At 61.2% G+C, this 24,885-nt stretch carries 20 protein-coding genes; 2 read left to right on the top strand and 18 right to left on the bottom strand.

Annotation, left to right across the window (positions count from 1 at the left end):
* The first annotated feature begins 28 nt into the window (after positions 1-28).
* Positions 29-1,006 (top strand): L-lactate dehydrogenase, encoded by a 978-nt coding sequence (locus AAA069_RS04265; protein ID WP_349127653.1) that lies wholly within the window; start codon positions 29-31, stop codon positions 1,004-1,006.
* Between the two features lie 52 nt (positions 1,007-1,058).
* Here the strand turns inward: AAA069_RS04265 and AAA069_RS04260 are convergent, their stop codons facing one another.
* From AAA069_RS04260 to AAA069_RS04205, 12 genes are all read right to left on the bottom strand, one after another.
* Positions 1,059-2,027 carry an SIS domain-containing protein gene (locus AAA069_RS04260; RefSeq protein WP_349127652.1) on the bottom strand — a complete coding sequence of 323 codons (969 nt, stop codon included), beginning with the start codon at positions 2,025-2,027 and terminating at the stop codon, positions 1,059-1,061.
* Between the two features lie 144 nt (positions 2,028-2,171).
* The gene (locus tag AAA069_RS04255) at positions 2,172-2,927 is read right to left on the bottom strand and encodes a GntR family transcriptional regulator (RefSeq protein ID WP_035136787.1); all 756 of its coding nucleotides are present in this window, start codon (positions 2,925-2,927) and stop codon (positions 2,172-2,174) included.
* Between the two features lie 2 nt (positions 2,928-2,929).
* Complete coding sequence (locus tag AAA069_RS04250) at positions 2,930-4,906, bottom strand: ATP-dependent DNA helicase RecQ (protein ID WP_084591734.1); 1,977 nt, start codon at positions 4,904-4,906, stop codon at positions 2,930-2,932.
* Positions 4,907-5,496: 590 nt separating this feature from the next.
* Entirely contained in the window at positions 5,497-6,216 is a 720-nt protein-coding gene (locus AAA069_RS04245) for a GntR family transcriptional regulator (RefSeq protein ID WP_006235129.1), read from the bottom strand.
* A gap of 219 nt (positions 6,217-6,435) precedes the next feature.
* On the bottom strand, positions 6,436-7,443 hold the full coding sequence (locus tag AAA069_RS04240; protein WP_035136783.1) for a YitT family protein: 1,008 nt from the start codon (positions 7,441-7,443) through the stop codon (positions 6,436-6,438).
* 354 nt (positions 7,444-7,797) lie between these two features.
* Positions 7,798-8,427 carry an HAD family phosphatase gene (locus AAA069_RS04235; RefSeq protein ID WP_035136782.1) on the bottom strand — a complete coding sequence of 210 codons (630 nt, stop codon included), beginning with the start codon at positions 8,425-8,427 and terminating at the stop codon, positions 7,798-7,800.
* Between the two features lie 86 nt (positions 8,428-8,513).
* A complete protein-coding gene (locus tag AAA069_RS04230) occupies positions 8,514-9,497 on the bottom strand; it encodes an SIS domain-containing protein (protein WP_035136781.1) in 984 nt (327 codons plus the stop codon).
* Between the two features lie 199 nt (positions 9,498-9,696).
* The gene (locus AAA069_RS04225; protein ID WP_055310099.1) at positions 9,697-10,530 is read right to left on the bottom strand and encodes a PTS system mannose/fructose/sorbose family transporter subunit IID; all 834 of its coding nucleotides are present in this window, start codon (positions 10,528-10,530) and stop codon (positions 9,697-9,699) included.
* 13 nt (positions 10,531-10,543) lie between these two features.
* A complete protein-coding gene (locus tag AAA069_RS04220; protein ID WP_055310098.1) occupies positions 10,544-11,338 on the bottom strand; it encodes a PTS sugar transporter subunit IIC in 795 nt (264 codons plus the stop codon).
* Between the two features lie 36 nt (positions 11,339-11,374).
* On the bottom strand, positions 11,375-12,298 hold the full coding sequence (locus AAA069_RS04215; protein WP_349127651.1) for a PTS mannose/fructose/sorbose transporter subunit IIAB: 924 nt from the start codon (positions 12,296-12,298) through the stop codon (positions 11,375-11,377).
* Between the two features lie 183 nt (positions 12,299-12,481).
* Positions 12,482-13,564 carry a DMT family transporter gene (locus tag AAA069_RS04210; RefSeq protein WP_022095163.1) on the bottom strand — a complete coding sequence of 361 codons (1,083 nt, stop codon included), beginning with the start codon at positions 13,562-13,564 and terminating at the stop codon, positions 12,482-12,484.
* Positions 13,565-13,765: 201 nt separating this feature from the next.
* On the bottom strand, positions 13,766-14,758 hold the full coding sequence (locus AAA069_RS04205) for an SIS domain-containing protein (protein ID WP_006235139.1): 993 nt from the start codon (positions 14,756-14,758) through the stop codon (positions 13,766-13,768).
* A 205-nt stretch (positions 14,759-14,963) separates the two neighbouring features.
* Between AAA069_RS04205 and AAA069_RS04200 the strand changes: the two genes are divergently transcribed.
* A complete protein-coding gene (locus AAA069_RS04200) occupies positions 14,964-15,686 on the top strand; it encodes a GntR family transcriptional regulator (RefSeq protein ID WP_349127650.1) in 723 nt (240 codons plus the stop codon).
* A gap of 21 nt (positions 15,687-15,707) precedes the next feature.
* On the opposite strand, the gene AAA069_RS04195 is transcribed toward AAA069_RS04200, so the two are convergent.
* The 6 genes from AAA069_RS04195 to AAA069_RS04170 form a co-directional block, all read right to left on the bottom strand.
* Positions 15,708-16,307 carry an N-acetyltransferase family protein gene (locus tag AAA069_RS04195; RefSeq protein WP_349127649.1) on the bottom strand — a complete coding sequence of 200 codons (600 nt, stop codon included), beginning with the start codon at positions 16,305-16,307 and terminating at the stop codon, positions 15,708-15,710.
* Between the two features lie 78 nt (positions 16,308-16,385).
* Positions 16,386-17,411 carry an aminotransferase class I/II-fold pyridoxal phosphate-dependent enzyme gene (locus tag AAA069_RS04190; RefSeq protein WP_349127648.1) on the bottom strand — a complete coding sequence of 342 codons (1,026 nt, stop codon included), beginning with the start codon at positions 17,409-17,411 and terminating at the stop codon, positions 16,386-16,388.
* A gap of 45 nt (positions 17,412-17,456) precedes the next feature.
* A complete protein-coding gene (locus tag AAA069_RS04185) occupies positions 17,457-18,320 on the bottom strand; it encodes a phosphatase PAP2 family protein (RefSeq protein ID WP_349127647.1) in 864 nt (287 codons plus the stop codon).
* A 215-nt stretch (positions 18,321-18,535) separates the two neighbouring features.
* Positions 18,536-22,168, bottom strand: coding sequence for a transcription-repair coupling factor (gene mfd / locus AAA069_RS04180; RefSeq protein WP_349127646.1), 3,633 nt, complete (start codon positions 22,166-22,168; stop codon positions 18,536-18,538).
* Positions 22,169-22,325: 157 nt separating this feature from the next.
* Positions 22,326-22,991 carry an endonuclease III gene (gene nth / locus AAA069_RS04175; protein ID WP_035136768.1) on the bottom strand — a complete coding sequence of 222 codons (666 nt, stop codon included), beginning with the start codon at positions 22,989-22,991 and terminating at the stop codon, positions 22,326-22,328.
* A gap of 63 nt (positions 22,992-23,054) precedes the next feature.
* Positions 23,055-24,857, bottom strand: a complete 1,803-nt coding sequence (locus AAA069_RS04170; protein WP_349127645.1) for an ABC transporter ATP-binding protein — start codon at positions 24,855-24,857, stop codon at positions 23,055-23,057.
* Positions 24,858-24,885: the final 28 nt, after the last annotated feature.

Below are 24,885 nucleotides of genomic sequence, written 5' to 3'. Positions count from 1 at the left end.
CGAAAAACTCGGCCGAAAGGATACATATATGTACCAGACGCGTAAGATCGGTGTGGTCGGCCAGGGCCACGTAGGAGCACATGTTGCCAACAGTCTGCTCATGCAGGGCATTGCCGATGAGCTGTACCTGTGCGATATCAACCAGGCCAAGGTGACGTCCGAGGTCCAGGACCTGCGCGACTCCCTTTCGTTTGTCCCGTACAACACCAAGATCGTCAACTGCTACGACCACTACGAGGAGCTTGCCTGCTGCGACGTCATCGTCAACGCCGCCGGCAAGGTCGCGCTGGCCGCCGGCAACCGCGACGGCGAGCTGTTCTTTACCACCGACGCCGCCCGCACCTTTGCCAAGCGCATCGTCGACGCCGGCTTTGACGGCATCTTCGTGAGCATCTCCAACCCCTGCGACGTCGTGTGCACCGAGCTGTGGCACCTGACCGGCTACGATCCCAAGAAGATCATCGGCTCGGGCTGCGGCCTGGACTCCGCCCGCCTGCGCACCGAGATCTCCAAGAAGGTCGGCGTGAGCCCCAAGTCCATCGACGCCTACATGATCGGCGAGCACGGCTTTAGCCAGCTGGCCGCCTTTAAGGCCGCAACCATCGCCGGCAAGAGCCTTAACGAGCTTCAGGCCGAGAACCCCGACAAGTACGCCTTTGACCACATGGAGGTCGAGGAGCTCGCACGCAAGGGCGGCTACGTAACCTACCAGGGCAAACAGTGCACCGAGTACGCCGTCGCCAACTCCGCCGCGCGCGTTTGCGCCGCCGTACTGCACAACGAGCATGCCGTGCTTTCGGCATCCACGCTCATGACCGGCCAGTATGGCGAGGAGGGCATCTTCACCTCCCTGCCGTGCGTGATCGGTGCCGAGGGCGTCGAGGAGGTCTACACGCTGGACCTGTCCGAGCACGAGCTCGAGGGCTTCCACAAGAGCTGCCAGCACATCCGCGACAACATCGCCCAGCTCGACTGGTGGGATGCCGAGGCTTACGACACGAAGTAGGCCGCCGGCTGCCGCAACCTTGCGAATCGAAGGTGAATACTTTTCCCGGTACCTAGTACTGCTCGATGCCCATGTAGCGACGAACCTCGGGGCTGTGGTCAAACACCTTGCCGCGGGCAGCACGCAGCTCGCAGCTCATGTTGTAGAAGAAGATCGGCTCCAGGTACGAACGCACGCTGGCGGGCACGTCGCCTACGCCGTACTCGAGCGCGTCGAGCACCATGATCGTGTCGGTGTGCGTGTTGAGGAACGCCAGCGCGCGCTCCTCCATGGGGCGGCACTCGCCCGATCCGAGCTGCACAAAGTAGAACACGCCGGGCTCGGTGGCTTCGAACGGGCCATGGAAGTACTCGCCGGAGTGGATGTAGCAGCAGTGCTGCCACTGCATCTCCATGAGCGAGCAGATCGCCATGGCATAGGTCTGGCTAAAGTTGGGGCCGGAGCCCAGGATATAGAAGAACTTGTGCTGCTGGCAGAGCTCGGCAAAGCGGGCGCCCAGCTCGGCGTTGACCTTCTCACGGGCGGCGGGCAGCAGCGCATCCATCTGCTTGAGGCCCTCATACATGTCGGCGAGTGCCTCGTAGCCTTCCTGCTGGTCGAGCAACTCGGCGGCGATCAGAGCGCCGATGCCCTGCGGCACCTCAGCCTGCGACACGCCCTCACCCCACGGATAGACCCAGGTAGTCCACTTGCCGTTGTCGATCTTTGAGCCCTCGCAGTCGGTAAGGGCAATGACCTCGGCACCGGCGGCCAGCGCCATCTCGCAGCCGTCGACGACCTCCTGCGTGTTGCCGCTGTGGCTGCAGGCAATAACGAGCGACTTCTCGCCAAGGCTCTTGGGAGCCATCAGGCAAAACTCGCGCGCCGTGTAGACCGTCGAGGTAAACGTGGTGGCCTCGCGCTTGAGCAGTTCGTTGGCCGGCATCAGGTCGATCATCGAACCGCCACAAGCGATCCAAAAGACGTTCTCGATCTTGCCCTTGCGCTCGATGATTTCCTGAACCAGATCATGTGCGTTCATGCTGATGCTCCTCCTTGTGGGGCGGCTTTGAACGACGACAGCTCGTACCTGCTGTCGTTCTATGTTGTCCTATTTATAGCACGTGTAACAACGCCCGTGAAGTCATCTCAGCAAATTTGTTCTATGTTGTTCTATCTGTGGACGTTAGATGTCGAAGACGTAGCGCGAGCCCACGATCTTTTGGCGGCCGAGCAGTAGAGGGCGCCCGCCGGCGTCGGTAAAGTAGGCCTCCATATAGAAGAGAGGCTCGCCGACCGGCACCTCCAGCAGCGGGGCCGTCTGAGTATCGGCAAGCGCAATCTCCACGGTGCAGGGGTCGGACTTGAGCGGCGCGCGACCCGAATGCTCGGCAACGAGCGCAAAGATTGAGTTATCGGTGAGGTCCTCGTCGGCCAGCGTCTGCAGGTAGGGATGGTCGGCGAGCACAAAGGCGTTGTTCTCGAGCATGACGGGGATGCCGTCGGCCGTGCGCACGCGCTCGACCACGATAAGCTCGCAGCCGGGCTCCACGCCAAAGAACGCCGCATCCTCGTGCGTCGCCGCGACCACCGTGCGCGACACCAGACGCGCACCCGGCACCATGTCGTTGGCAGCACAACCCTCAGTAAAGCTCTGGACGTCACCCTTCTGGCGAATCTTGCGCTTGAGCTTGGGAGCGCACACAAACGTGCCCCTCCCCTGCTGGCGGTTGAGATACCCCGCGCGCGACAGCTCCTCGATGGCACGGCGCACGGTGATGCGCCCCACGCCGTAGGACTTCGCGAGCTCCATCTCGGCAGGGATGCGCGAGCCGGCGGGGTACACACCGCGCGCGATCTCGCCCTTTAGGTCATCCATGACCTGTTGGTACAGCGGCACGGCGGGCACGTCAGTGCGGTCGGTTTTATCGTCGAATGCCATCGTTACGCTCCATCCCGCGCATGCTCGGACTCAAATTCTTCAATCGCCGCCATAAACTGCTCGCCAAAGGCGTCGGCTTTTTTCTCGCCAATGCCGTTGACCTGGATCAGCTCCTCGCGCGTCTGCGGACGCAGGCGGCACAGGCCGCGCAGGGCCTTGTCGGAAAAGACCATATACGGCGCCATCTCCAGCTCGGTCGAGATCTCCTTGCGGAGGGCACGCAGGCGCTCGAACAGCTCGGCATCGTCGCCAACGCGCGGGCGCTGATCCAGCTCGGCCTCCTCGCGCAGCAGATCGACGGCGCGGCGGGCGCGGGCCGAGGCCTTGCGCTTGGACGCGCGACGCTTAACGGTAAAGGCGAACGCCTCGTCCTCGACCTCGCCGGCACGCGGACCCAGTCCCACGACTGGGTACTGCCCCTGCGAGGTGGCCAGATAACCGCGGCCGCACAGCTGGCCGATGATATCCTTGATGCGCCCGACCGATTCGCTCGACAGCTCACCGTAGCCGCAGTCCTCGTCCAAATGCATCTGGCGAATGCGCTCGGTGTTGCCGCCGTGAAGCACATCGGCGATGAGCGACTTGCCAAAGCGCATGGGACGCGTGGCCACATAACGCACAGCGGCGCGGGCCATATCGGTGACGTCCTCGACCTCGAACTGCGTGAGACAGTTGCTGCAGTTGCCGCAGCCCTCGGCGTCGTCTGCCGTGCCGCCCGCGGCGGCTGCCGCATGCTCGGCCGCGGCCTCGTCGCCAAAGTAGCGCAGCATGTATTCGCGCAGGCAGCCGGTGGTATTGCAGTAGCCCTCCATCTGGCTGAGCAGACGATAACGGTTCTGGAGCGCCCACGCGCGCTGCTCGTCGTCGAGCGCCTCGTCGGCCGCATCGCCGCGGTCGATCAAAAAGCGGCGCATGCGAAAATCGTTACCGTTCCACAGCAAGTGACAGCTGGCCGGATCGCCATCGCGGCCAGCGCGGCCCGCCTCTTGGTAGTATGCCTCGATGCTCTCGGGCACGTTGTTGTGGATCACGTAGCGCACGTTGGGCTTGTCGATGCCCATGCCAAAGGCGTTGGTGGCAACCATCACCTGAATGTCGTCGTCGATAAAGGCACGCTGGCTCTGGCGGCGGGCGTCGTTGCCCATGCCGGCATGGTAACGGCCCACGCGAATGCCACTGGGTCCCAGCGCCTCGGCAAGCTCGCCCGCCAGCGCATCGACCGTCTTGCGAGTCGAGCAATACACGATGCCGCTCTCGCTCGAATGCGCAATCACGTAGTCGCGCACCCAGGCAGTCTTGGCCTTGTCGCCCATCTCCTCGCAACCAAAGTAGAGGCTCTTGCGATCGAAGCCCGTCACCACCGTCGCGGGGTTTTGCAGGCCGAGCATCTGCTGAATGTCCGCACGCACGCGCTCGGTCGCCGTAGCGGTAAAGGCCGCAACGATGGGGCGCTGCGGCAGGGAATCGATGAACTCACGAATCTGCAGATAGGCGGGACGGAAATCCTGGCCCCATTGGCTCACGCAGTGGGCCTCGTCAATGGCCACGAGCGGCACGCCAATGCCGCCGTCCGCCGCAGCCTCCTGCGCAAAGGCTAAAAAGCGCGGCTCGAGCAGACGCTCGGGCGCCACGTACATAAGCTGGTAGCGGCCCTCGCGCGCCCGTTTGAGCACGGTATTTTGCTGGGCCGGAGTAAGGCTGGAGTTGAGATAGCTGGGTCGCGCACCCGCCGCGAGCAACGCACGGGTCTGGTCCTCCATAAGCGACAGCAGCGGACTCACCACAAAGGTGATGCCGGGCAGTATGAGCGCGGGCACCTGGTAGCAAATGGACTTGCCGGCGCCCGTGGGCATAACACCCAGCGCATCGCGGCCTGCAAGAATCGCATCCACCATGCGGTCCTGCCCCGGGCGAAACGAGGTGTAGCCAAAATAGGCGCCGAGCGTGTCAAGCGCCATCTGCTGCATGCTATCGGTCATGGTTTCCTAACGTCCAAGTCATCTGCCGCCGATTATACGCCGCCACGCGGACCGGCGTCGCCCGGCTGCCGACCACGGGCAATACGATCCAAGGCGGGCAACCGTGGATTTTCGGACACTTGCCAAACGAGCGTGGATAATCTCCCACTTTGAGACCGTCACCGAGCCAAAAACGGGAGATTATCCACGCTCATTCTGCAGGTAGTCATTGGGGACGTTCTTGAATGACTAGTCGTTTAAGAACGTCCCCAATGACCATCTTGACAAGCGCGAAAACGTTGCCGGTTGAGCATAAGTCAGTGAAAACGCCCCTAAGCGAGCAAGGTGACGTGAAAGAGGAGGGAAGCGTACTTCGGTACGCGAACGACGATTGAACGTCAGATTGCCGCTTAGGGGCGTTTGCAGCGTCGACAGGTCCGTCGTTCGTCAGAACGGCGGAACAAAACTTCTGATCATGCCGCCGAAGTTGAAAGGCAGATTGCCGCTCTGGCGGGCTTGCAGCGTCGAGCCGTTACGCGGTTTGGTAAAACCGCGTAACCAAAGGCGCAGCGTCGGCCGGTCCGCCGTTCGTCAGAACGGCGGAACCAACCCTACATCACCATGACGTAGCGGCTACCCACGTAGTACTGCTTACCCATCAAAACCGGCTCGTCATCGGGACCGGTAAAGCCGGCACGCAGGTTGAGCAGCGGATCGTGCGGAGCAATGCCCAGCTCGGCCGCCTGCTCGGCGTTAGCTCGAACGGCCTCGACCGTACGGTAGCCAACCGAGACAATCGGCGTTCCGCCAACACGCTCGACCTCGGCAAAAATCGACTTGTCCTCAAGATCGGCCGTCAACAGCTCACGGTAGGCGTCAAACGGCACAAAGATGTTCTCCTCAAAGATGGGCTCGCCGTCGGCCGTACGCACGCGCTTGATATGCAGCAGCAGCGCATCCTTCTGCAGGCCAAAGAACTCCATCTCGTTTTGGCGCGCCGGAACGATCTGGCGATCGATCACGTGCGCACCGGCCTTCATGCCGTTGCCGGCACACAGCGCGGTAAACGTCTGCAGCGTCGAGGCGTGAAACTGGCGGTTGATGTGCGGCGTGGAGACAAAGGTGCCGCGGCCCTGCTGCTTAACCAGGTAACCATCGGAGCACAGCTCCTCGACAGCGCGGCGCACCGTAATACGGCTCACCTCGTACTGCTCGGCTAGTTCAAGCTCGGACGGAATACGCTCCTTGGGTGCATAAACACCTTTCTCGATCGCATCCTTGATTTCGTCATAAATCTGCTGGTAAAGCGGTGCATTTTTGGGCGCAGGCATATCTGATCACTCTTATCAAAATAGCTAAATTTCTAATACGTATATAACGTCTAGTTTCATGTTACCTCATATTGATAAAACGATACACCCTCCCTACCAAAAAGCGACAGCTTCATTTTGGTAGGTTTTATCTGGGCAAACGAGAGCCCTCGAAAGCAACGGGGCTTTCGGGGGGGCTCGTTCGGATGGGTTGCGCAGGACCGGCAAAATGCCAATACCCTACTTGCCGTCATCCTGCTGCAGGCTGTCCTGTTCGCTGAGGCGCGCCTGCCTGCTGGCCATGCGTGCGGGCTTGTCGGGATCGGGAACGGCCGTGGGCATGGGCTCGTCGACATGACCGCCCCACCAGCCGCCCACAAAGTTGAGCGTGTGGAACACGTTGATCACGGCGCCGGGATCAACGTCGCACACCAACTTGATAATGTCCTGGCTCTCGTAGGTCGAAACAACGGTGTTCAGCAGGTACATCTTTTCGCGGCTGTATCCGCCGACGACCTCGGCGCAGCTAATGCCGTGCTGAAAATGGTTTACGTAGGCAGTCATGACCTCGTCTGCCTTGCGCGTCGTAATCTGCAGCGTCACGCGGTCGTAGCGACGATAGAAACTGTCGATGGTCTTGGTCGAAATAAACTGGAACACGATGGAGTACGCCGCATTGTCCCAGCCAAACATAAAGCCAAAGATCGCCAGGATAAAGCAATTGAAACCAAAGATAACGCCCCAGATGGTCTTGCCCGTGTGGTTGGAGACCCACAGCGCGATAAAGTCGGTGCCACCGGTAGATGCGCCGGACTTTAGCGCGATGGCAGCGCCCAGACCCGAGACCACGCCGCCAAAAATGATGAGCATAATCTTGTCGCCCAAAAATGGAGCGAAGTGAAAGACGTTGAGGAACAGCGACGAGAGCACGACCTGCATCATCGAGAAGATGACGAAGCGCTTGCTAATGCCGCTCCAGCATAGGAGCGCCACGGGAATGTTGAGCGCAAGCATGCCGAGCGAGATGTCGATGTGAACGCCGCCCAGCGAGGTAACGCGATCGAGCAGGACCGCAACGCCGGTGAGGCCGCTCGGAAGCAAGTCGGCGGGCTGAATGAACGCCTGGATCAGGAATGTCTGGAGAACGGCGGAAATCGTGACCGCCACGGCAGTAATAGCGCGGCGGACGATGGTGAGGCGGCCGAGTACGAGCACTCGGTCCGTGAGCTGATCGATGGCGTTCGCCACGCAGGCTCCTTTCGAAGGCAGATGTAGTTGTGGGGTATGTCCGCGATTGTAGCATGGAGCGTGCGGGGGCGCTTCAATTCACCCTCTCTCGACAACCAAAGCGGGACCAGCAACCCCACGACCAAAGGCCCAAATTACAAGTGAGTAGACTTTACGCGACCTGCAGAGCACACCCAAAACCGCCACCCCTGTGACCTGCGGTTTTACTAGAGCAGATGCGCTTTGTGCTCGTCCTGCACCAAAAAGTCTACTCACTTAGTCCGAATCGAAGCCAAACGGATCAAAATCGAAACCAAATTGAGCCAGTCCACCGCAAAAAACGTTTGAACCCGTGCTTCTCGCGGCGGATTGACACTACAAAGCGGCCAAAATGTCGGTCAGATTATCAATAACGGCATCGGCTCGCGATTGATCGAGGTTGACGCCCTCGTGCGGGCGCAGTGCCAGGACGCGGGCGCCGGAACGTTTGCCAGCCTCGATGCCCAAAGGCGAGTCCTCGATAACCAGGCACTCGGTAGGCTCCACACCCAGCGCCTCCATGGCACGCAGGTAGATCTCGGGGTCGGGCTTAAACGCACTGCACTCGTGACCGCTGATGGTGTAGTCCAGCACGTCGGCGATACCGGCAATCCCCACCAGCTCGTCAATGAGCTCGCGATAGGACGAGCTTGCGATGGCGCACTTCACGCCGCGCTCGTGCAGCTTGCGCATCACCGGCTCCGTCTGCTCGTTGAGCAGCTCGGCATACGGAACGGGATGGTCTGGGCTGTAGACCTGCTTGTACTCCACGCGCAGGCGCTCGCGCAGCTCAACATCGTCAGGTACCAGCGACTTCCAAATGGCGGGCTCGTTAGACCCCGAAAGATCGGGGATCTCGTCAAAGTGAAAGCCCTTCTCTTCCATAAACGCCACGCGACGACGGTTGTAGAACCACTCGGTATCGACCAGCACGCCGTCCATGTCAAACAGCACTGCCTTGATCATACGTATCTCCTTTCGATAGCAAAAAAGGGGACGGGGCGCAAACCCCATCCCCTCTCAATCAACCCGTAAGGTCTACTTACTTGTGATTAGTAGGAAAGCTTCCACATGTAGCGACGCATGGTCAGCGGGTGCTGACGGGCCTCGGCGATCTGGTTGCCGTACTCGCGCATAACGGCGAGGTGCAGCAGCGGGTTGAAGTAGGTGACGACGCTCGCGGGCACGGCGTCGGCCAGGCCGTAGTCCTTGGAGTCGATCAGAGCGACCTTGGCGCCCATGCGCTTAAGGAAGGTGAGGGCGCGGGCGTCCATCGGACGGGTAGCGCCATCGGACATGAAGAAGACGTAGGGCTTACCCTCGGTGGAAACCTCGAACGGGCCGTGGAAGTACTCGCCGGTGTTGTAGGCAGCGGCGTCGATCCACTGCATCTCGGTGAACAGGAAGGCGGCGTGAGAATAAGCCATCTTCTCGGAGGCACCGGAAGCCATGAAGTAGATCATCTTGTCGTCCTTGAAGTCCTCGGCGAACTTCTTGGCGAGCTTCTTGCAGGACTGAGCAGCGTTCTCGCAGAGCTCAAAGACGTTGGTGAGGCCGGTGATCATGTCCTCGTAGTGGTCATAGCCCTCGGTCTGCTGAAGGATCTCGACAGCAAGAGCGATGGCGTAGCCGGGCTTCTCGCACTTGGCAGCGAAGTTGGCGTGGAAGCCGTGAACGATGACGTAGTCAGCGTCGACGGTCAGAGCGGAGCCAGCCTTGTTGGTGAGGGAGACGACCGGGCAGTTGTGCTTCTTGGCGGTCTTGTTGGCCTCGACGGTCTCGGGCGTGGAGCCACCGAGGGAGCAGGTGATCACGAAGGTGTGCTCGTTGACCCAGGAAGGCGTGTCGTAGTTGAACTCGTTAGCAGTGAAGATCTGAACGTTCAGCTTGTCCGTGTTGTTGGCCAGGAAGTACTTGGCGGGGTAAAGGTCGGACATGGAGGCGCCGCAGCCGACGAAAGCGACGCTGTGGATCTCGTGGTTGGACAGGACGTCAGCGACGATCTGCTTAGGGAGGTTAAGGTCGATCTCGTACATCTGACACATTCCTTTCAATTTTTGCGGCGCCACATTGCCGGGCGCTCGCAGGGTTACTGTGGTTTGGACCGAGTCGCCGGCCCGTTGAGGATGCGACAAAGGGACTGTCCCATTGTCGCATGTTGGGGATGGAAGCCTGCCTGGGGTATGGGATGCCAGGCAGGCCCCCGGGGGAAAGCGGTTAGGCGCTTAGTCGCGACTAAGCCAGGATGCCGACCGCGGAGAGGGCGATGCCGCCCACAATGGCGATCACGAGAAGCCAACCGGTGTTGACGTTCTTCTTGATGAGCCAGTACATAAGGCCAGTGAGGCCGAGGGAGATCATCTGGGGCATCATGCCGTCCAGGATGTCCTGGATCACGACGGTGCCCTCAGCGAACTGCAGCGGGGTGGTGGCGCCGATCAGCGTAGCGATCATGCCGCCCACGGACATAAGACCCACGATGCCGCAGACATACATGAGCTTCTCCATGAGGTCGCCGCCCTGAAGCTTGCTCAGGTACTCGTGGCCGCCCTGATAACCCATCTTGGCTGCGAACCAAGTGATCAGCACAGAGGGGACGATGGAGATGAGCATAGCCAGGATCGGGCCCATGATGGAGCCCTGCTGAGCCAGCTGAACGCCCAGGCCAAAGGCGATAACGCGGATGGTGCCCTGGAAGAAGGAGTCACCGATGCCGGAAAGCGGACCCATGAGGGAGGTCTTGACCGCGTTGATCGAATCGGGATCGAAGTTCTCGGGATCCTTGGCGTACTCCTCCTCCATGGAGGCGGAGAGGCCCAGGATGAAAGCGCTCGTCTGCGGGGTGCAGTTGTAGAACGCCATGTGACGGTGGTAAGCCTCTTTCTTAGCAGCGAGCTGCTTGGGGTCGGACTCATCCGGATAGAGGCGATCGAGCGTGGGAACCATGCCGTAGAGGAAGCCCATGTTCATCTGACGCTCGTAGTTCCAAGAGGCCTGGATGGCCCAGGAGCGCCAGAAGAACTGGCTGACCTTCTTGTTCAGGGACACGTCCTTGGTTGCGGTTGCCATAGTGTGTTCCTCCTTAGTCTTCGTCGTCTTCGAGCGGATCGTAGTCGGAATCGACACCGGCGGCTGCATGGGAACCGTTGAACTTGAAGCCCATGAAGACGACAGCCAGGCACACACCGATCAGAGCGACCGCGATGACGGACAGGTTGAGGTAAGCGGCGAGCAGGAAACCGATGAACAGGAACGGAGTCATACCCTTCTTGATCATCATGGTGAGCAGCAGGGCCAAGCCGTAGGCGGTCATGATCTTGGTCGAAACGTTCAGACCAGTGGACAGCCACTCGGGAACCATGTTGACGATGGCCTGAACCAGGTCGGTGCCAACAAAGACGGCGAGGAAGATCGGCAGGAAGTACATGACGGCGTACAGACCGGAGCCGGCGCAGATGTGCATACGGTAGGCAGTCTTGAACTTTCCGTTATCGATCGCGTTATCTGCCACATGGGTGAGGGCGGCGATGATGGAACGGAACACGATGCCGAGGAGCTGACCCAGGACGGCGACCGGGATGGCGATCGTCATGGCGGTCTCGGCGGAAGCATCGGTCAGGCACGCAAAGGCAGCGGCCACGATGCCGCCCAGGACCATATCGGGCGGAACGGCGGCGCCGACCTGCACCAGGCCCATGGACACGAGCTCGACGGCGGCACCGACGGCAAGGCCGGTGGGCACATCGCCCAGCAGCAGACCGACGAGCGTGGCGCCAACGAGAGGCTGCTCGAAGTTAAGACGACCGAGCAGGCGGGAGTCCCACATGCAGAACACGCCGACGAGGCCGACGAGCACCGCACTGATGAACGTATTCATACCCTTCTCCTTTCAGTCAGGCAAAAGCCTGGTTGATTACAGCTTGGCGTCGATGTCGACGCTCTGATACGTAGGGGTCTGCTGGACGTAGAGCTTGATGCCCATGTCGAGCAGCTGGTTGACGTCGGCCTTCTGGGTGGCGTCGAGGAAGACGGAGCTGTCCTTGCCTCCGACCTGATCGGCACCGTCGTGGTTGGCGGTGGCGCCCAGGTTGATGGCGTCGAGCTTGTAGCCCTGGCAGAACTGCAGCATCTCGGCGGTGTTGCCAAAGACGAACATGACGCGCTCGCCGAGGGTGTTGAGCTTGTCCATCTTGGCGAGGGCACGCTCGACGGTGAAGACGTTCAGGCGCACGCCCTGGGGCTTGGCCAGCTTAAGAGCGCCCTTCTTGATGTCGTCGTTGGCGGCAGCGTTGTCGACGACGATGATGCGCTCGGCCTGAACCTTGGTGGTCCAGGTAAAGACGACCTGGCCGTGCAGCAGACGGTAGTCAAGACGTGCGAGGACGATCTTGGCGGGACCGGAGCTGTGACGGGGCGCCTTAGCCTTCTTGGCGGGAGCCGCGGCGGCCTCGACCGGTGCGTTGGGGTTGGTCAGACCGGTGCGGGCCTCGTTGATGAGGGCTGCGAGCTCGGCGCCCTTGACGGGGACGGGGCTCATAGCGAGCGTGAGCGCCAGCGGGATGTTGAAACCGCTGACAACCGTGAACTTCGTGCCGTTCTTGGAAAGCTCGACCATGTTGTTGTTGACCGAGCTGCCGAGCATATCGGTCAGCACATAGACGGTGTCGTCCGCGTTGAACGTGGCGATCAGAGCCTCAACCTTATTGGTGATGGGCTCCTTGTCGTCACGAGCAAGCGACACGACGTGGACGTTCGACACGTCGCCGAGAACCATCTCGAGCGTGTCTTTGGCGCCTGCGGCCAGGCCGCCATGAGATGCGAGAATGATCTGATTCATCTTGCCTCCTCCTTTTCATTATGGTCATTATAACGTCTTATACGTTGCCTATATTGCTAATTAGTATAAAGACCGTTCGCGGGTGAAAATCGACCGTTGACGGGTTTAACGTACTCGAAACGTTGGCGCAGGGCAGGCCGGCGATGGCTGGATAACCCCAGGTCAGACCCTGCGCGCAATCCTCTATCGCACGAAGTACCAGGGGCTTTCCTGCACGGTGGGTTCCAGCGCGATGCCGGTGCGCTCCTTAAACAGATCCATGTCCTGCGATTTTTCGGTCCACCACGCATTGGGCTTAAAGGTCATGCTCTCAATGACATGACCGACAAACACACTGTTGCGCAGCTTGGAGAAGTCGGTGTTCATGATCAGGATGGACGCGAGCACCAGTACAATGCCCAGAACCTTAATCGCGCCGGCGGGCTCGGCATAGACACCAATGCCCACCAGTACGGTGACGACCGTCTCGAAAGACATTACGACGGGAACTTTCGATGTCTCGAGCCCCATGGACAGACCCTGCATATATAAGATGTAAGCCACGGCTGTGGGGATGAGTCCAAAGCCAAGGAACAACAGCAGCAGCTGTGGCGACATTGCCGCGGCGACATCCGGCCACGGAGCCGCGATAGCTGCCATAACCGCACCGCCAAATACAAAGCCCCAAAACGTGACAGCAAGCGGGTGGACCGTCTTGGTTGCTATCCGGCTAAACACCGCGAGCGACGCACCACAAAGGCCTGCAATCACGCCCGACGTGACGCCCCAAACCGAAAAATGAAAACCGGAAAGGTCGCCATTGGTCACTGCAAGCACGCAGCCAACGATGTTAAAGACAATGGCAACGAGCTTGTTGGGGGTCACGTCCTCGCGATAAAGCACGCGGCCGAGCATGACGCCAAACACCGGTGAGGTGTAGAGCAGCACCGAGGCCGTGGACATGCCCACCTCGCCCATGCACTCGTAATAACAGGTGTTGGCGGCGGCCAGACCGACGATACCGACAAGCGCGCAGGGAACAAGCTCTTTAGGGCTTGCCTTGAACAGGGCCAGCGGACCCTGAGCCACGGTGGACCCCTCACCCGGACGGCAGCCCATAAACATCAGGACCGGCGCCAAGATAAGCGCTCCGACCAACAAGCGAAAGGCAGCCATGCTCTGGGACGAAACGCCCATGGCCGAGATGCCGTTTACAAAGATTCCGATGCTGCCCCACATAAGCGCGGCGATCAGCACCAGCACATAGCCCAGATTGCTTTTCTTCAACGCAGCCTCCTCGGTATTGTTTCCAATATGTTTCGTACTACGTTATAGTCGTTATATACATTTTTCAAGACACAAATCGACAAACGGAAAAATCTGCTTCCCCACATACTCATTGGGGACGTTCTTAAATGACTAGCCATTTAAGAACGTCCCCAACGTCTAAGCCCCAACCTCATATGGGTTGCCAGGCTGCTCTATCCCTTAGTAATCAAGCTTCCACATGTAGCGGCGTGTCATGTAGTCCTTGTGAGTTACGGCAGAGAGCGCACGCATGTACACGTTGTTGAGGATCGGGGCAAAGATCAGGTGGTTGAAGTACTCGCTCACGCTGTCCTTAATGTCGTTGAGGCCGAGCTCCTTGGCGTCGAGCTGATAGACGCGCTCGCCACCGTACTGGTTGACGAAGCGGATGCCGCGCTCGTCGTTGCAGCGGCTGCGGCCGACGCTGATGAGCTGGAACAGCGAGGTGCGCTTGTCCAGAATCTCGAAGGGGCCGTGGAAGAAGTCGCAGGTGTTGATGGTGCAGGAGTCGATCTGCAGCATCTCCTGCACGTTGCAGATGCTAAAGACGTAGGCGGCACCAAAGAGCGGGCCCTGGGCCATGACGTTGATGCAGGGCTTGTCGGCGTTCTGCTCGGCCCACTTGGCAGCGAGCGGACGGGTGTACTCGACGGCCTTGCGATAGATGGGGTCGACCAAGTCGAACGCGGCCATAGCGGTCTCGTACTCGGCATAGCCCTCGGTCTGCTGCGTAAGCTCCATGGCGATCATGGTCACGACGGCGGAGTTGGTGCGGCCCATGCAGGACTCGTCGACGGCCAGGCTGTCGTACTGGATCTTGTAGTCGCAGACCTCGGTGAGGCCGGACTCGTCAACATAGATGGCGATGGTGCTGGCGCCGTGGTCCTTGGCGACCTGGGCGGCGACGATGGTCTCCTTGGTGCCGCGCATGGACACGACGACGGCCAGGGTGTTCTCGTTGACGTAGGCCGGGGTGGCGTGCACGAACTCGTTGCTGGTGTAGCTGGAGCTCACGACCTGCGTGGCCTCGTGCTCCATAAAGTACTGGGCAGGATAGTTGCCGCCGTTGGATCCGCCAGCGCCAATCCACACGACGCGCTTGATGCCGCCCTTGTCTGCCTTGTCAGCCAAAACCTGGGAGACGACATCCTTAACCTGTTCCTGAGTAGTCATCGTGCATCAGCCTTTCTTCTCGTTTGATGCTCTCGATGGCATACAAGTTACATACATGTTTTGGTTATGTCGACTAGTTGTATGCTATATTTGTCTTAGAAATTTTGCTGATGCGGTTTTCGATTGCTAGCTACCAGCGGTTTTGTTGTTGTATTGAATACATGTTTGATTATGTTAGCATACAGGTTAGATACAGGTTGATCGTATGAACGCTTCATCTAAAAAGAAACTGAGCCAATACGAACGCTTGGCGGGCATGCTGCGCGACCGCATCGCCTCCGGCGCCTACGCACGCGGAGACAAGCTGCCATCCGAGATGGAACTCATGGACGAATCGGGGCTGTCGCGCAGCACCGTGCGCCATGCCCTTAAGGTACTCGTTGATGAGGGCCTGGTGCGCACCGAGCGCGGACGTGGCGCCTTTGTGGCCGACACGCCCGCGCTCCACGAGAACAACCTGGTGTTTTCGAGCTATACCAAGCAGGTCGAAGGCCAGGGCATGAAGCCCACCACGCGCACCGTGGACTCGGGCTTTACCAAGGCGGGCGGCAGCATAGCTAAGTTCTTTGATGCCGCCGTGGGCAGCAAGCTCGTCAAACTTGTCCGTCTGCGTTATCTGGACGATGCGCCGCTGTGCCTGGAGACCACCTATCTACCACCGAGCTTTGAGGCACTCATCGATCGCGATATCAACGGTTCGCTCTACGCCACGCTGCGACAGGAGTTCCATCGCGCACCGGCACAGGGGCATAAGACCTTTGAGGTGTGCTACGCCTCGCAAAACGAGGCGTTTTTGCTCAACGTTGAGCGCGGGCAGGCGCTGATCCTAATCACCGACTACGTCTACGACACCGACGGCCGCCCGCTCCACGTCTCCAAGCGCATCCAACGCACCGACCGCACAAAATACACCGAGCCCATCGGCTAACCTGCCAAAATAAATCTGTCCCTAAATGGTAGGTTTGGGAAGGTCGGGGAACCAGGTTGGTTTGGGTTGGTTGGGTGTGCGCTCGGCCAGGACCAGCTCCATCCAGCACATGTCGTACCAGCGGCCGAACTTTTGAGCGCAGCGGTCGAAGGTGCCCACCAGGCGATATCCCATATGGGCATGGAAATCCTGGCTGTTGTGCGTCAGGTACTCATCGTCCTTATCGTGCGGCACGGCAATGAGTGCGCACATGTTGGTGATGCCCATCGCGACCAGGCATTGCTTGAGCGCGTCGTGCAGTTTGCGACCCAGCCCGCCATGGCGCACATCGCGCGCCAGGTAGATCGACGTCTCGACCGACCAGTCGTATGCCTCTCGGCTGTTGAGCGGGCTCACATAGGCATAGCCCACCGGACGTCCGCCGAGTTCCATCACCAAATACGGATAGCGCCTGAGCGTACGCTCGATGCGCCCGGCGAACTCCTCAACGCTCGGCACCTCGTATTCGCAGGTAATCGCCGTCTGGCGCACATACGGCTCATAGATGGCAAGCAACGCCGGCGCGTCATCGGGCGTCGCCAGGCGGATCGTCGGCTCGGACATCTCGGATTTCTCGGGCATACAGCCCCTCCCCCTCAAAAGCAAGGGCCGCCTTGCGCCAAATCCAAGCGCAAGGCGGCCCCTCGTCATCACATCAACCTACAGGACAGCCGCCAGCGCGTCGATGTCCTCCTGCGTCGTGGCCCAGCTGGTGCAAAAGCGCACCACCGTGTGGGTCTCGTCGTACTTTTCCCAGTACTCGATCGAGGCATGCACGCGAATGCGGGCCATGTCCTCGTTGGGTAAAATCACGAACTGCTGGTTGGTCGGCGTCTCCAAGAAGAACTGGTAGCCGCGCTCGTGCAGCACGCGGCGCAGCGCCTGAGCGGTCTCGATCGCCTGGCGACCAATCTCAAAATACAGGCCATCGGTAAAGAGCGCCTCAAACTGCACGCCCGTCAGGCGGCCCTTGGCAAGCAGCGCGCCGTGCTGCTTAATGCGCGGAATGGGGTGCGCCGGGGCGTGCATGCCGCAGAACACCACGGCCTCGCCGCAGAGCGCGCCGCACTTGGTGCCGCCGATGTAGAACACGTCGCACAGCTGCGCCAGCTCGGGCAGGGTGATATCGCACTCATCGGCCGCCAGCGCATAGGCCAGGCGAGCACCGTCCACAAACAGCGGAATCTCGCGCTTCTGGCACACCGCGTGAATCGCCGCGAGCTCGGCCTTGGAGTACAGCGTGCCGTACTCGGTCGATAGGCTCACGTACACGGCACCCGGAAACACCGTGTGCTCGTAGCTCTCGTTTTCGTAGAACACCTGGATATAGCTCTCGAGGTCCTCGGCGTGCATCTTGCCCTCGTAGCCGGGGATGGTGAGCACCTTGTGGCCGCCAAACTCGATGGCGCCCGCCTCGTGGCAGGCGACGTGGCCGGTCTCGGCAGCAACGACGCCCTCGTACGGCGCGAGCAGCATGTCGATCACCGTCGCGTTGGCCTGCGTGCCGCCCACCAGAAAAAACACGTCGGCATCGGGAGCCTGACAGGCCTCGCAGATAAGCTGCTTGGCACGCTCGGTGTGCGCATCGGTACCGTAGCCGGGCTGCGGTTCCATATTGGTGTCGACGAGCGCCTGCAGCACTGCCGGATGTGCGCCGTGGGAATAATCGTTGTTAAACGCGAGCATGGCAATCCTCTCTTACCGGGTATCGGCCAGATGATTCAAACGGAGCTATTGTACGTCGTTGGGATAGGCAATGCGTGCGGCAAGGCACTCAAGTGCCAGTACCAGGGCAAAACCGCAGCTCACGTCACTCAAAAAATGCGCGCCGATCACGATGCGCCCAAAGGCGACGAACGCTGCAACAACAACCGCCGCCCAAAAGATCACGCGGCGACGCGATGGTTTTTCCTTAAAGGCTGCCGCGGGAAGCCCGGCGAGCATAAGGCCGATCGCCGCATGCGCCGTGTGTCCGCTCGCAAACGACTTGAACCCGTCCTTGATCACGCCGGCGGCGATATAGGTCCACTTGTCAGGATTGCCGATCACCCACCACGGCTGAAACTCGAGCCCCGGCGTCACCTCGATCACGCGCATGCGCGGGCGCGACCACAACGGCTTAACAATGACGTTGAGGATGATGGCCTGAGCGACCCACACGGCAAGCACCATCAACGCCCAGCGCGCAAGCTCGTCGGGCTCGGTCGTGCGCGTGAGGCGGTAGGCGATGAAGTTGGCTGCGATGACCAGCACAAACGTCAGTACCAGCTGAAACGCAATAAGCTTGCCGCCGACGCGCAGCGATCCGATAATCTCGTAGCCGACCAGACCCACGTTGATCAAAACGCCCAGCGCAGCGAGCCACTTGCTCGCCTTGGAATCGGGGCGTGCCGAGCGCACGAGCATAACGCCCGCGATGCTCGCCGTCAGCTCGAACGGCAGCTCACCGGCCGCCTCGACAAAGCGACCGTACATGCTGCCGATGTTGAACAGCGCACTCGAGATTTGATAATCAAAGAAGCTGCCCACGCCCAGACAAAGGCACAGGACAACCGCGATAATGGCGACATCTTTCTTATAGATGTATCCGAACATGCTTTCCTTTCGGTCGGGCGAAGGGCAGTCAACCTGCAATGTGGGTGAGACGAAGATGGCTTTGTCCCGTAAATACCCTTACAGGTTGAGCATAAGTAAGCGAAAACGTTCCATTTGTGGCAAGGTGGCCCGAAGGAGGAGGGAAGCGTACTTGCGTACGCGACCGACGAGTGAGGGTCAGATTGCCCAAATGGGGCGTTTGCAGCGTCGACCCGTTAGTCGTCGTCGCTGGCACCCAGCTGCTGCAGCAGCATGAGCGCGGCCGCCACGGGGCCGGTGCCGTCGTTGGCGTCGAGACCGCGACCCAGGCCGCTGCCCGCGCCGGCGCCCGCCTTGTAGGGCACCGACAACTTGCGGCTCTTGGGGAGGTTCACCGCGCCATAGCGGGTCTTAAGCTCAAAGGCCACCTTCTTGGGCACGTCGACGCCCAAAAACGTGATGCGACCGCCGCTGAGCGTGACGCTCTCGAGCCCCAGGCGCTCGCCGCGAATGCGGATGCGCGCGCGATTGAACAGGTTGAGTCCCGCCAACGGCAGCTCACCATGCGCGGCCTCGGTCTCTTCCTGCACCTCGTCAATGCTCTCCAGGTCCTCGGCCGCTGCGAGCTTACGGTACACGAGCACGCGCTGGTCCACCGCCGGCAGGTACTCCTCGGACAAGAAGTAGTCGGCCGGCAGGTTAATACCCACGCTCGCCGCCTCCACGCCGGCGTCGTCATCGCCGCGCGCCTCGGCCACGGCCTGGCCCAGCATCTGCGTAAACAGATCAAAGCCCACGCTCGACAGGTTGCCGTGCTGCTCGGCTCCCATAAGCGAACCGGCGCCACGGATCTCTAGGTCGCGCATGGCGATGCGCATGCCGCTGCCCAGGTCCTGGAACTCGGAAAGTGCGGTCAGGCGCGCCGTTGCCTCCTCGGTGAGCGGCAGCTCGCCGGGGAACATAAAGTACGCGTAGGCCTGCGTGGCAGAGCGGCCCACACGGCCCTTGAGCTGGTAGAGCTGCGCCAGGCCAAGGCGCTGCGAGTCCTCGATGATCAGCGTGTTGGCCGTTGCGTTGTCGATGCCGCTCTCCACGATGGTCGTGGCGATGAGCACATCGATCTTTTTGGTCGCGAACTCAATCATCACGTCCTCGACCTCGCGCGGGCTCATCTTGCCGTGTGCCACGCCCACGCGCGCCTCGGGCGCGGCCTCATGCACGCGCGCCACGGCGTCATCGATGGTCTTAACGCGGTTGGACACGTAGTACACCTGGCCGCCGCGGCCCACCTCCAGGCGAATCGCCGCGCTCACCACATCGGGGTCGTACTCCCCCACGTGCACGATCACGGGACGACGCCCGGTCGGCGGTGTGGTGATCAGGCTCATGTCGCGCACGCCGCTCGTGGCCATCTGCATGGTTCGCGGAATAGGCGTTGCCGAAAGCGTGAGCACGTCGATTTGCTCGCGCAGGTTCTTGAGCTGCTCCTTGTGCTGCACACCAAAGCGCTGCTCCTCGTCGATGATCACCATGCCCAGGTTCTTGGGGTTCACGTCGGCAGAAAGCAAGCGGTGCGTGCCGATGAGCACGTCGATCGTGCCCTCGGCAAACGCCTTAAGCGCGCGCTTTTGCTGCGCCGGGGTGCGGAAGCGGCTGAGCACTTCGACCTCGAGGCCAAACGGGGCAAAGCGCTCAAAGAACGTCTCATAGTGCTGCTGGGCCAGAATGGTCGTGGGGCAGAGCACCATGACCTGGCGGCCGGAGTCCACGCACTTAAACGCCGCGCGCAGGGCAACCTCGGTCTTGCCAAAGCCCACGTCGCCGCACAGCAGGCGGTCCATGGGCTTGGGCGCTTCCATGTCGGCCTTGATGTCGGCAATAGCCTCCAGCTGGTCGCGCGTCTCGTCATAGGGAAAGCTCTCCTCCATCTCGATCTGCTCGGGCGTGTCGGGCGGGCAGGCGATACCGGTAATCGACGAGCGGCGTGTATACAGGTCGACCAGGTCAAACGCCAGCTTTTTGGCATTCTTGCGCGCCTTGTTGGTAGCCCGCGTCCAGTCGGCGGTGTTGAGCCTGGTCAGGCGCGGCTTGTCGCCGTCGGGGCCAACATAGCGCGTGATGCGGTCGACCTGCTCGAGCGGCACGTAGAGCTTGTCGCCGTCGGCATATTCCAGCAAAAAGTAGTCGCGCTCCTTGCCGCCCACTTCCTGGCGCGCGATCTCGCTAAAGAGCGCGATGCCGTGAGTGGCGTGCACCACGTAGTCGCCCGGCTTAAACGGAAACGTGATCTGCGTAATGTCCACCTTGCGGCGGCTGCGCGCGCGGTTGGCATCCATACGGGCGTTGAGGTCGGCGATCGAGAACACGGCCAAATTGGCGTCGGGCACCACCACGCCCTGCGGCAGGGCAGCGTCAACAAAGGTCACGCGCCCGCGCGAGATGGTGGGCACGGCAGCGCCGGCGGCAGCCTGCGCGGCGCCCGCCTCGAGCGAGCGGGCGTTGAGCGCGTCGGCCTTACGCTCGCGAATGGAAGCATGGGCCTCCTGGCGTGCGGCACGGTCGGCGGAATCCGCCGCTGCCACGCGCACGCGGTCGCCGATAGCGCCGACATTTTCGGGCGCCGCGGTCAGCGATTCCTCAAAGGTAATGCCCTCGTCGCCAAAGGTGAGCTCCATCGACTCGCGCGCACCGCGGTCGGGGATGGCAAACACGCAGGCGTAGCGCTTGCCCACGACTTCCTGAATGCGCGTCATAAAGCGATTGTCCGAGCCCGCAATGGCCGGCTGCTCAATCTTGAGCTCCGCCGTCACCGCGCCGCCGGCACGGATCAGGCTCACGTAGTTCAGGCGCTGCTGGGCACCAAAATCGAGCTGCTGGGCACGTACATACAGGCCATCCAGCCGGTCAATCCCTGCCTCGCCAGCACGCGCCTCGATATCCTCGTAGGCACGCAGGCAATCGTCGAACAGCGAGCGCGGCTCGGACAGAACCACGAGTGCCTTGCCGCTCACGTGCGCCAACGGGCTTACGGTCTGGCCGTACATCACCGGCAAAAAGCGGTCGAGCTCGGGCGTGACGATGCGCGTATCCACCATCTCGAGCAGCGCCGCCAGCTTGCTGTCGTCCTGGCTGGCACGGTAGAGCGCCACGTGCATGTTGTGGACGGCATCGTCGGTAAGCGCCAGCTCGCGGCAGGGGAAGATCTCGATACTGTCCTCGTTGCCGATGGTTTGGCCCGTGGAGCTCACCATACGGCGGATGCGGTCAATCTCATCGCCGAAAAACTCAATGCGCACGGGCGCCTTTTCCTGCGCGGGAAACACCTCGACGGTGTCACCGTGCACGCGGAACAGACCGGGCGCATCGGCGGCACCGGCATTGGTGTAGCCCATGCCCACCAGGCGCTGCGGCACCTCGTCAAAGGGAATCTCCTCGCCCACCGCAAAGGTCGTGGACTCCCAATAGTGGCTCTCGACCGGCGGCACACAACGCAGCAGCGCGCGAGCCGAGGCGACCATGATGCAATTGTCTCCGCGCACGATGCGTCCCAGTGCCTCGCAGCGCTGCGCCACCACGGCATCGTCGGGCGCCTGCTCGCGCCACGGATAGTCCTTGCGCTCGGGAAAACGGCACACGTGCGCTAGGCCCACGTAGGCGGCAAGGCTGCGCGCGGCGCGATCGGCCGCATCCTCGCCACTCACAATGTAGACCGTGGGACGCGGGCGGCGCGCAAACTGGGCGGCCGCCATAAGCGTGCGGCCCGACTGCGACACAGCCAGCGTCACGTCCTCGCCGGCATCGAGTCCGGCCTCGACGGTCTGCAGCGCCTCGGCAGTGTAGAGCTGCGCGGCTATACGGTGAATGAGCATGCTGTTCCTCCGGCATTGCAACGCCAAAAGCCCGCCGGGGCAAGCTCGGCGGGTCGTACGTCAAATACATTGTCTGTCATGGTAGCGCATGGAGAGGACTCCGGCTCAAGGGCAAACCCAGCCCCGCAAAAAACGCCAGACGAAGATGCGTTCCGCCCTACCCCGCTACGCGCACGCTGGGGCACAAATCTGCCAGCGGGCACTCGTCACACTTGGGTTTGCGGGCGTCGCAGATCTCGCGACCGAAGGTGATCCACTGATGGTTAACCGACTCCCAATACTCGTGCGGCAAAATCTTGAGCAAATCCTGCTCGGTCTTGAGCGGCTCCTTTGCATGCGTCTTGGGACTCAGCATCAGGCGGTGCGCAATGCGGTTGACATGCGTGTCCACCGCAATGCCCTCCACGATGCCATACCCCACGTTGAGCACGATGTTCGCCGTCTTGCGTCCCACGCCCGGCAGCTTCACGAGTTCCTTCATGTCGGCCGGCACCTCGCCGCCATAGTCGGCGACGATCATCTGCGCGGCCTCGACGGCATGCTTGGCTTTGCTCTTGTAGAAGCCGAGTGACTTGATGGTGTCTGCCACGTCAGCCACGCTCGCCCCGGCCATGGCCTCGGGCGTGGGCCACTGGGCAAACAGCCGCGGCGTCACCTTGTTGACCTGTGCATCGGTCGTTTGCGCCGAAAGCAGCACCGCGATCAGCAGGCGGAAGGGATTCTCGTGGTCCAAAAAGCACTCGACCGGGCCATAGCGACGGTTGAGGCGCTCACACACCTCGATGGCGCGCTCGCGCTTGGCGGCATTGGTCTCGCGTGGCATAACGACTCCTCGGCTCAACGGCACAATAAACTTATGGGCACAATTGTCCCACGTCCGAGACGCTTACGCCTCCAAGAATGCGCCGGTCTGACGGCTCCACAGGCTCGCGTACTCGCCACCCGCCTCGACGAGCTGCGCATGCGTGCCGTCCTCGACGATCTCGCCATCGGCCAGCACCACAATGCGGTCGAGCGCCGCCACGGTGGACAGGCGGTGCGCCACCACAATGGAGGTACGTCCACGCATCAGGTTTTCGAGCGCCTCCTGCACCAGCGCCTCGGACTCGCTGTCGAGGGCAGAGGTCGCCTCGTCGAGCACCAGAATCGGCGCGTCGGTTAGGATGGCGCGGGCGATAGCCACGCGCTGACGCTGGCCGCCCGAGAGCTTGACGCCGCGCTCGCCCACCATGGTGTCAAAGCCACGGGGCAAGCGGTCGATAAACTCCAGGGCGTTGGCCAGGCGCGCGGCCTCGCGAATCTGCTCATCAGTGGCGTCGGGGCGGCCGTAGGCAATATTCTCTCGAATGGAGCGGTGGAACAGCAGCGCCTCCTGCGGCACGTAGGCAACCTGGCGGCGCAGGCTCTGCTGCGTACAGCGCGAGACATCCTGACCGTCCACGAGCACGCGGCCGCCCTGAACATCGTCCAGGCGCAGCAGCAGCTTGGTGAGCGTCGTCTTACCCGAACCCGATTTGCCCACCAGGCCCACGCGCTGGCCCGCCGCCACATGAAGTGTCAGGTCATCGAACACGCTCTCGCCCGCCGCAGCGTCACGGTACGCAAAGCTCAGGTGCTCAAAATCAATCGCGCCCTCGGTCACTTTGAGCTCAGGGGCGTCCGGGTCATCTGCCACCAAACGTGGCTCGTCCAGCACGCGCGTCATCTCGGCCGCATCGCCCAGCGCGCGGTTAATGCGCTGCATCATGGAGCTTACGTAGTTCAGGCGCATGGTGAGGTTATAGGTGTAGGTAAAGATCATGACGAGCGAGCCGGCCGAAATGCCAAACCACGCGTTGCCGCCCGCCACGAACACACTCACCACGGCCATGGTGATGACGATGAGGCCCGAGGTCGTAAAGTTGCGCTGCATCATGGCGTGCATCGAGACCGTCTCGGCGTCGCGCGCGGCACGATCGGCGGCGTCGAACAGATCGCGTTCAAAGTCCTCGCGCCCGCAGGTCTTGACGGCCAAGATGTTCGTGACCGCGTCGGAGAGCACGCCCGAGAGCTTGTTCTGCGCGGCGGACGTCGCGGCCGAAAGCGGCATGATGCGCTTGTACATAAGCCAGACAAACGCAATGTAGACGACCATGATGCACACCAGGATCACGGTAAACGTCGGTACCACCGGGGCGAGTGCGGCCACGGTGCAGATGAACGAGGTGATGGTGGGGATGAGCGAATACACCGTCACGTCGACCAGACCCGTGTAGCCGCTCATAAAACGGCTTGTCTGGCTCACAAGCGATCCGCCAAAGCGGCTGGTGTGAAATGTCATGGATTGATTGGAGAGCGTGTCGAAGCACAGGCGCGCCAGGTGATAGTTGCCCGCAATCTCGAGCTTGTAGACGGTGTAGTCCTGCAGCTTGGAGAGGATTTGGCCCACTAGGTTAACGAGCACGAGCGCCAGAATGTAAGGACCAAAGACCTCAAACACCTGGTCGCCTGCCACGGGACCGGCCTGGACGCGGTCGACGATGAGGGCCATCACATAGGTGTTGGCAAACGTGAGCAAAAAGATGTAGCCCGCCGACGAGAACACCGAGAGAAAGACGATCAGCGGCTGCGTGCGCGTGACGTCCCAAAAACGCTGCAGCGTGCGACGCACGGTGGAGCGTTTGAGCGGACTGGTGTTTCTCTGAGACATGGGCTTCCTTTCGCGTCTGATAGGGCGA

It is taken from the genome of Collinsella sp. CLA-SR-H006, from assembly GCF_040097075.1.
Taxonomy (GTDB): domain Bacteria; phylum Actinomycetota; class Coriobacteriia; order Coriobacteriales; family Coriobacteriaceae; genus Collinsella.
The sequence above is the reverse complement of the archived record's forward strand: the minus strand, read 5'-3'. Positions and strand labels throughout refer to the sequence as shown.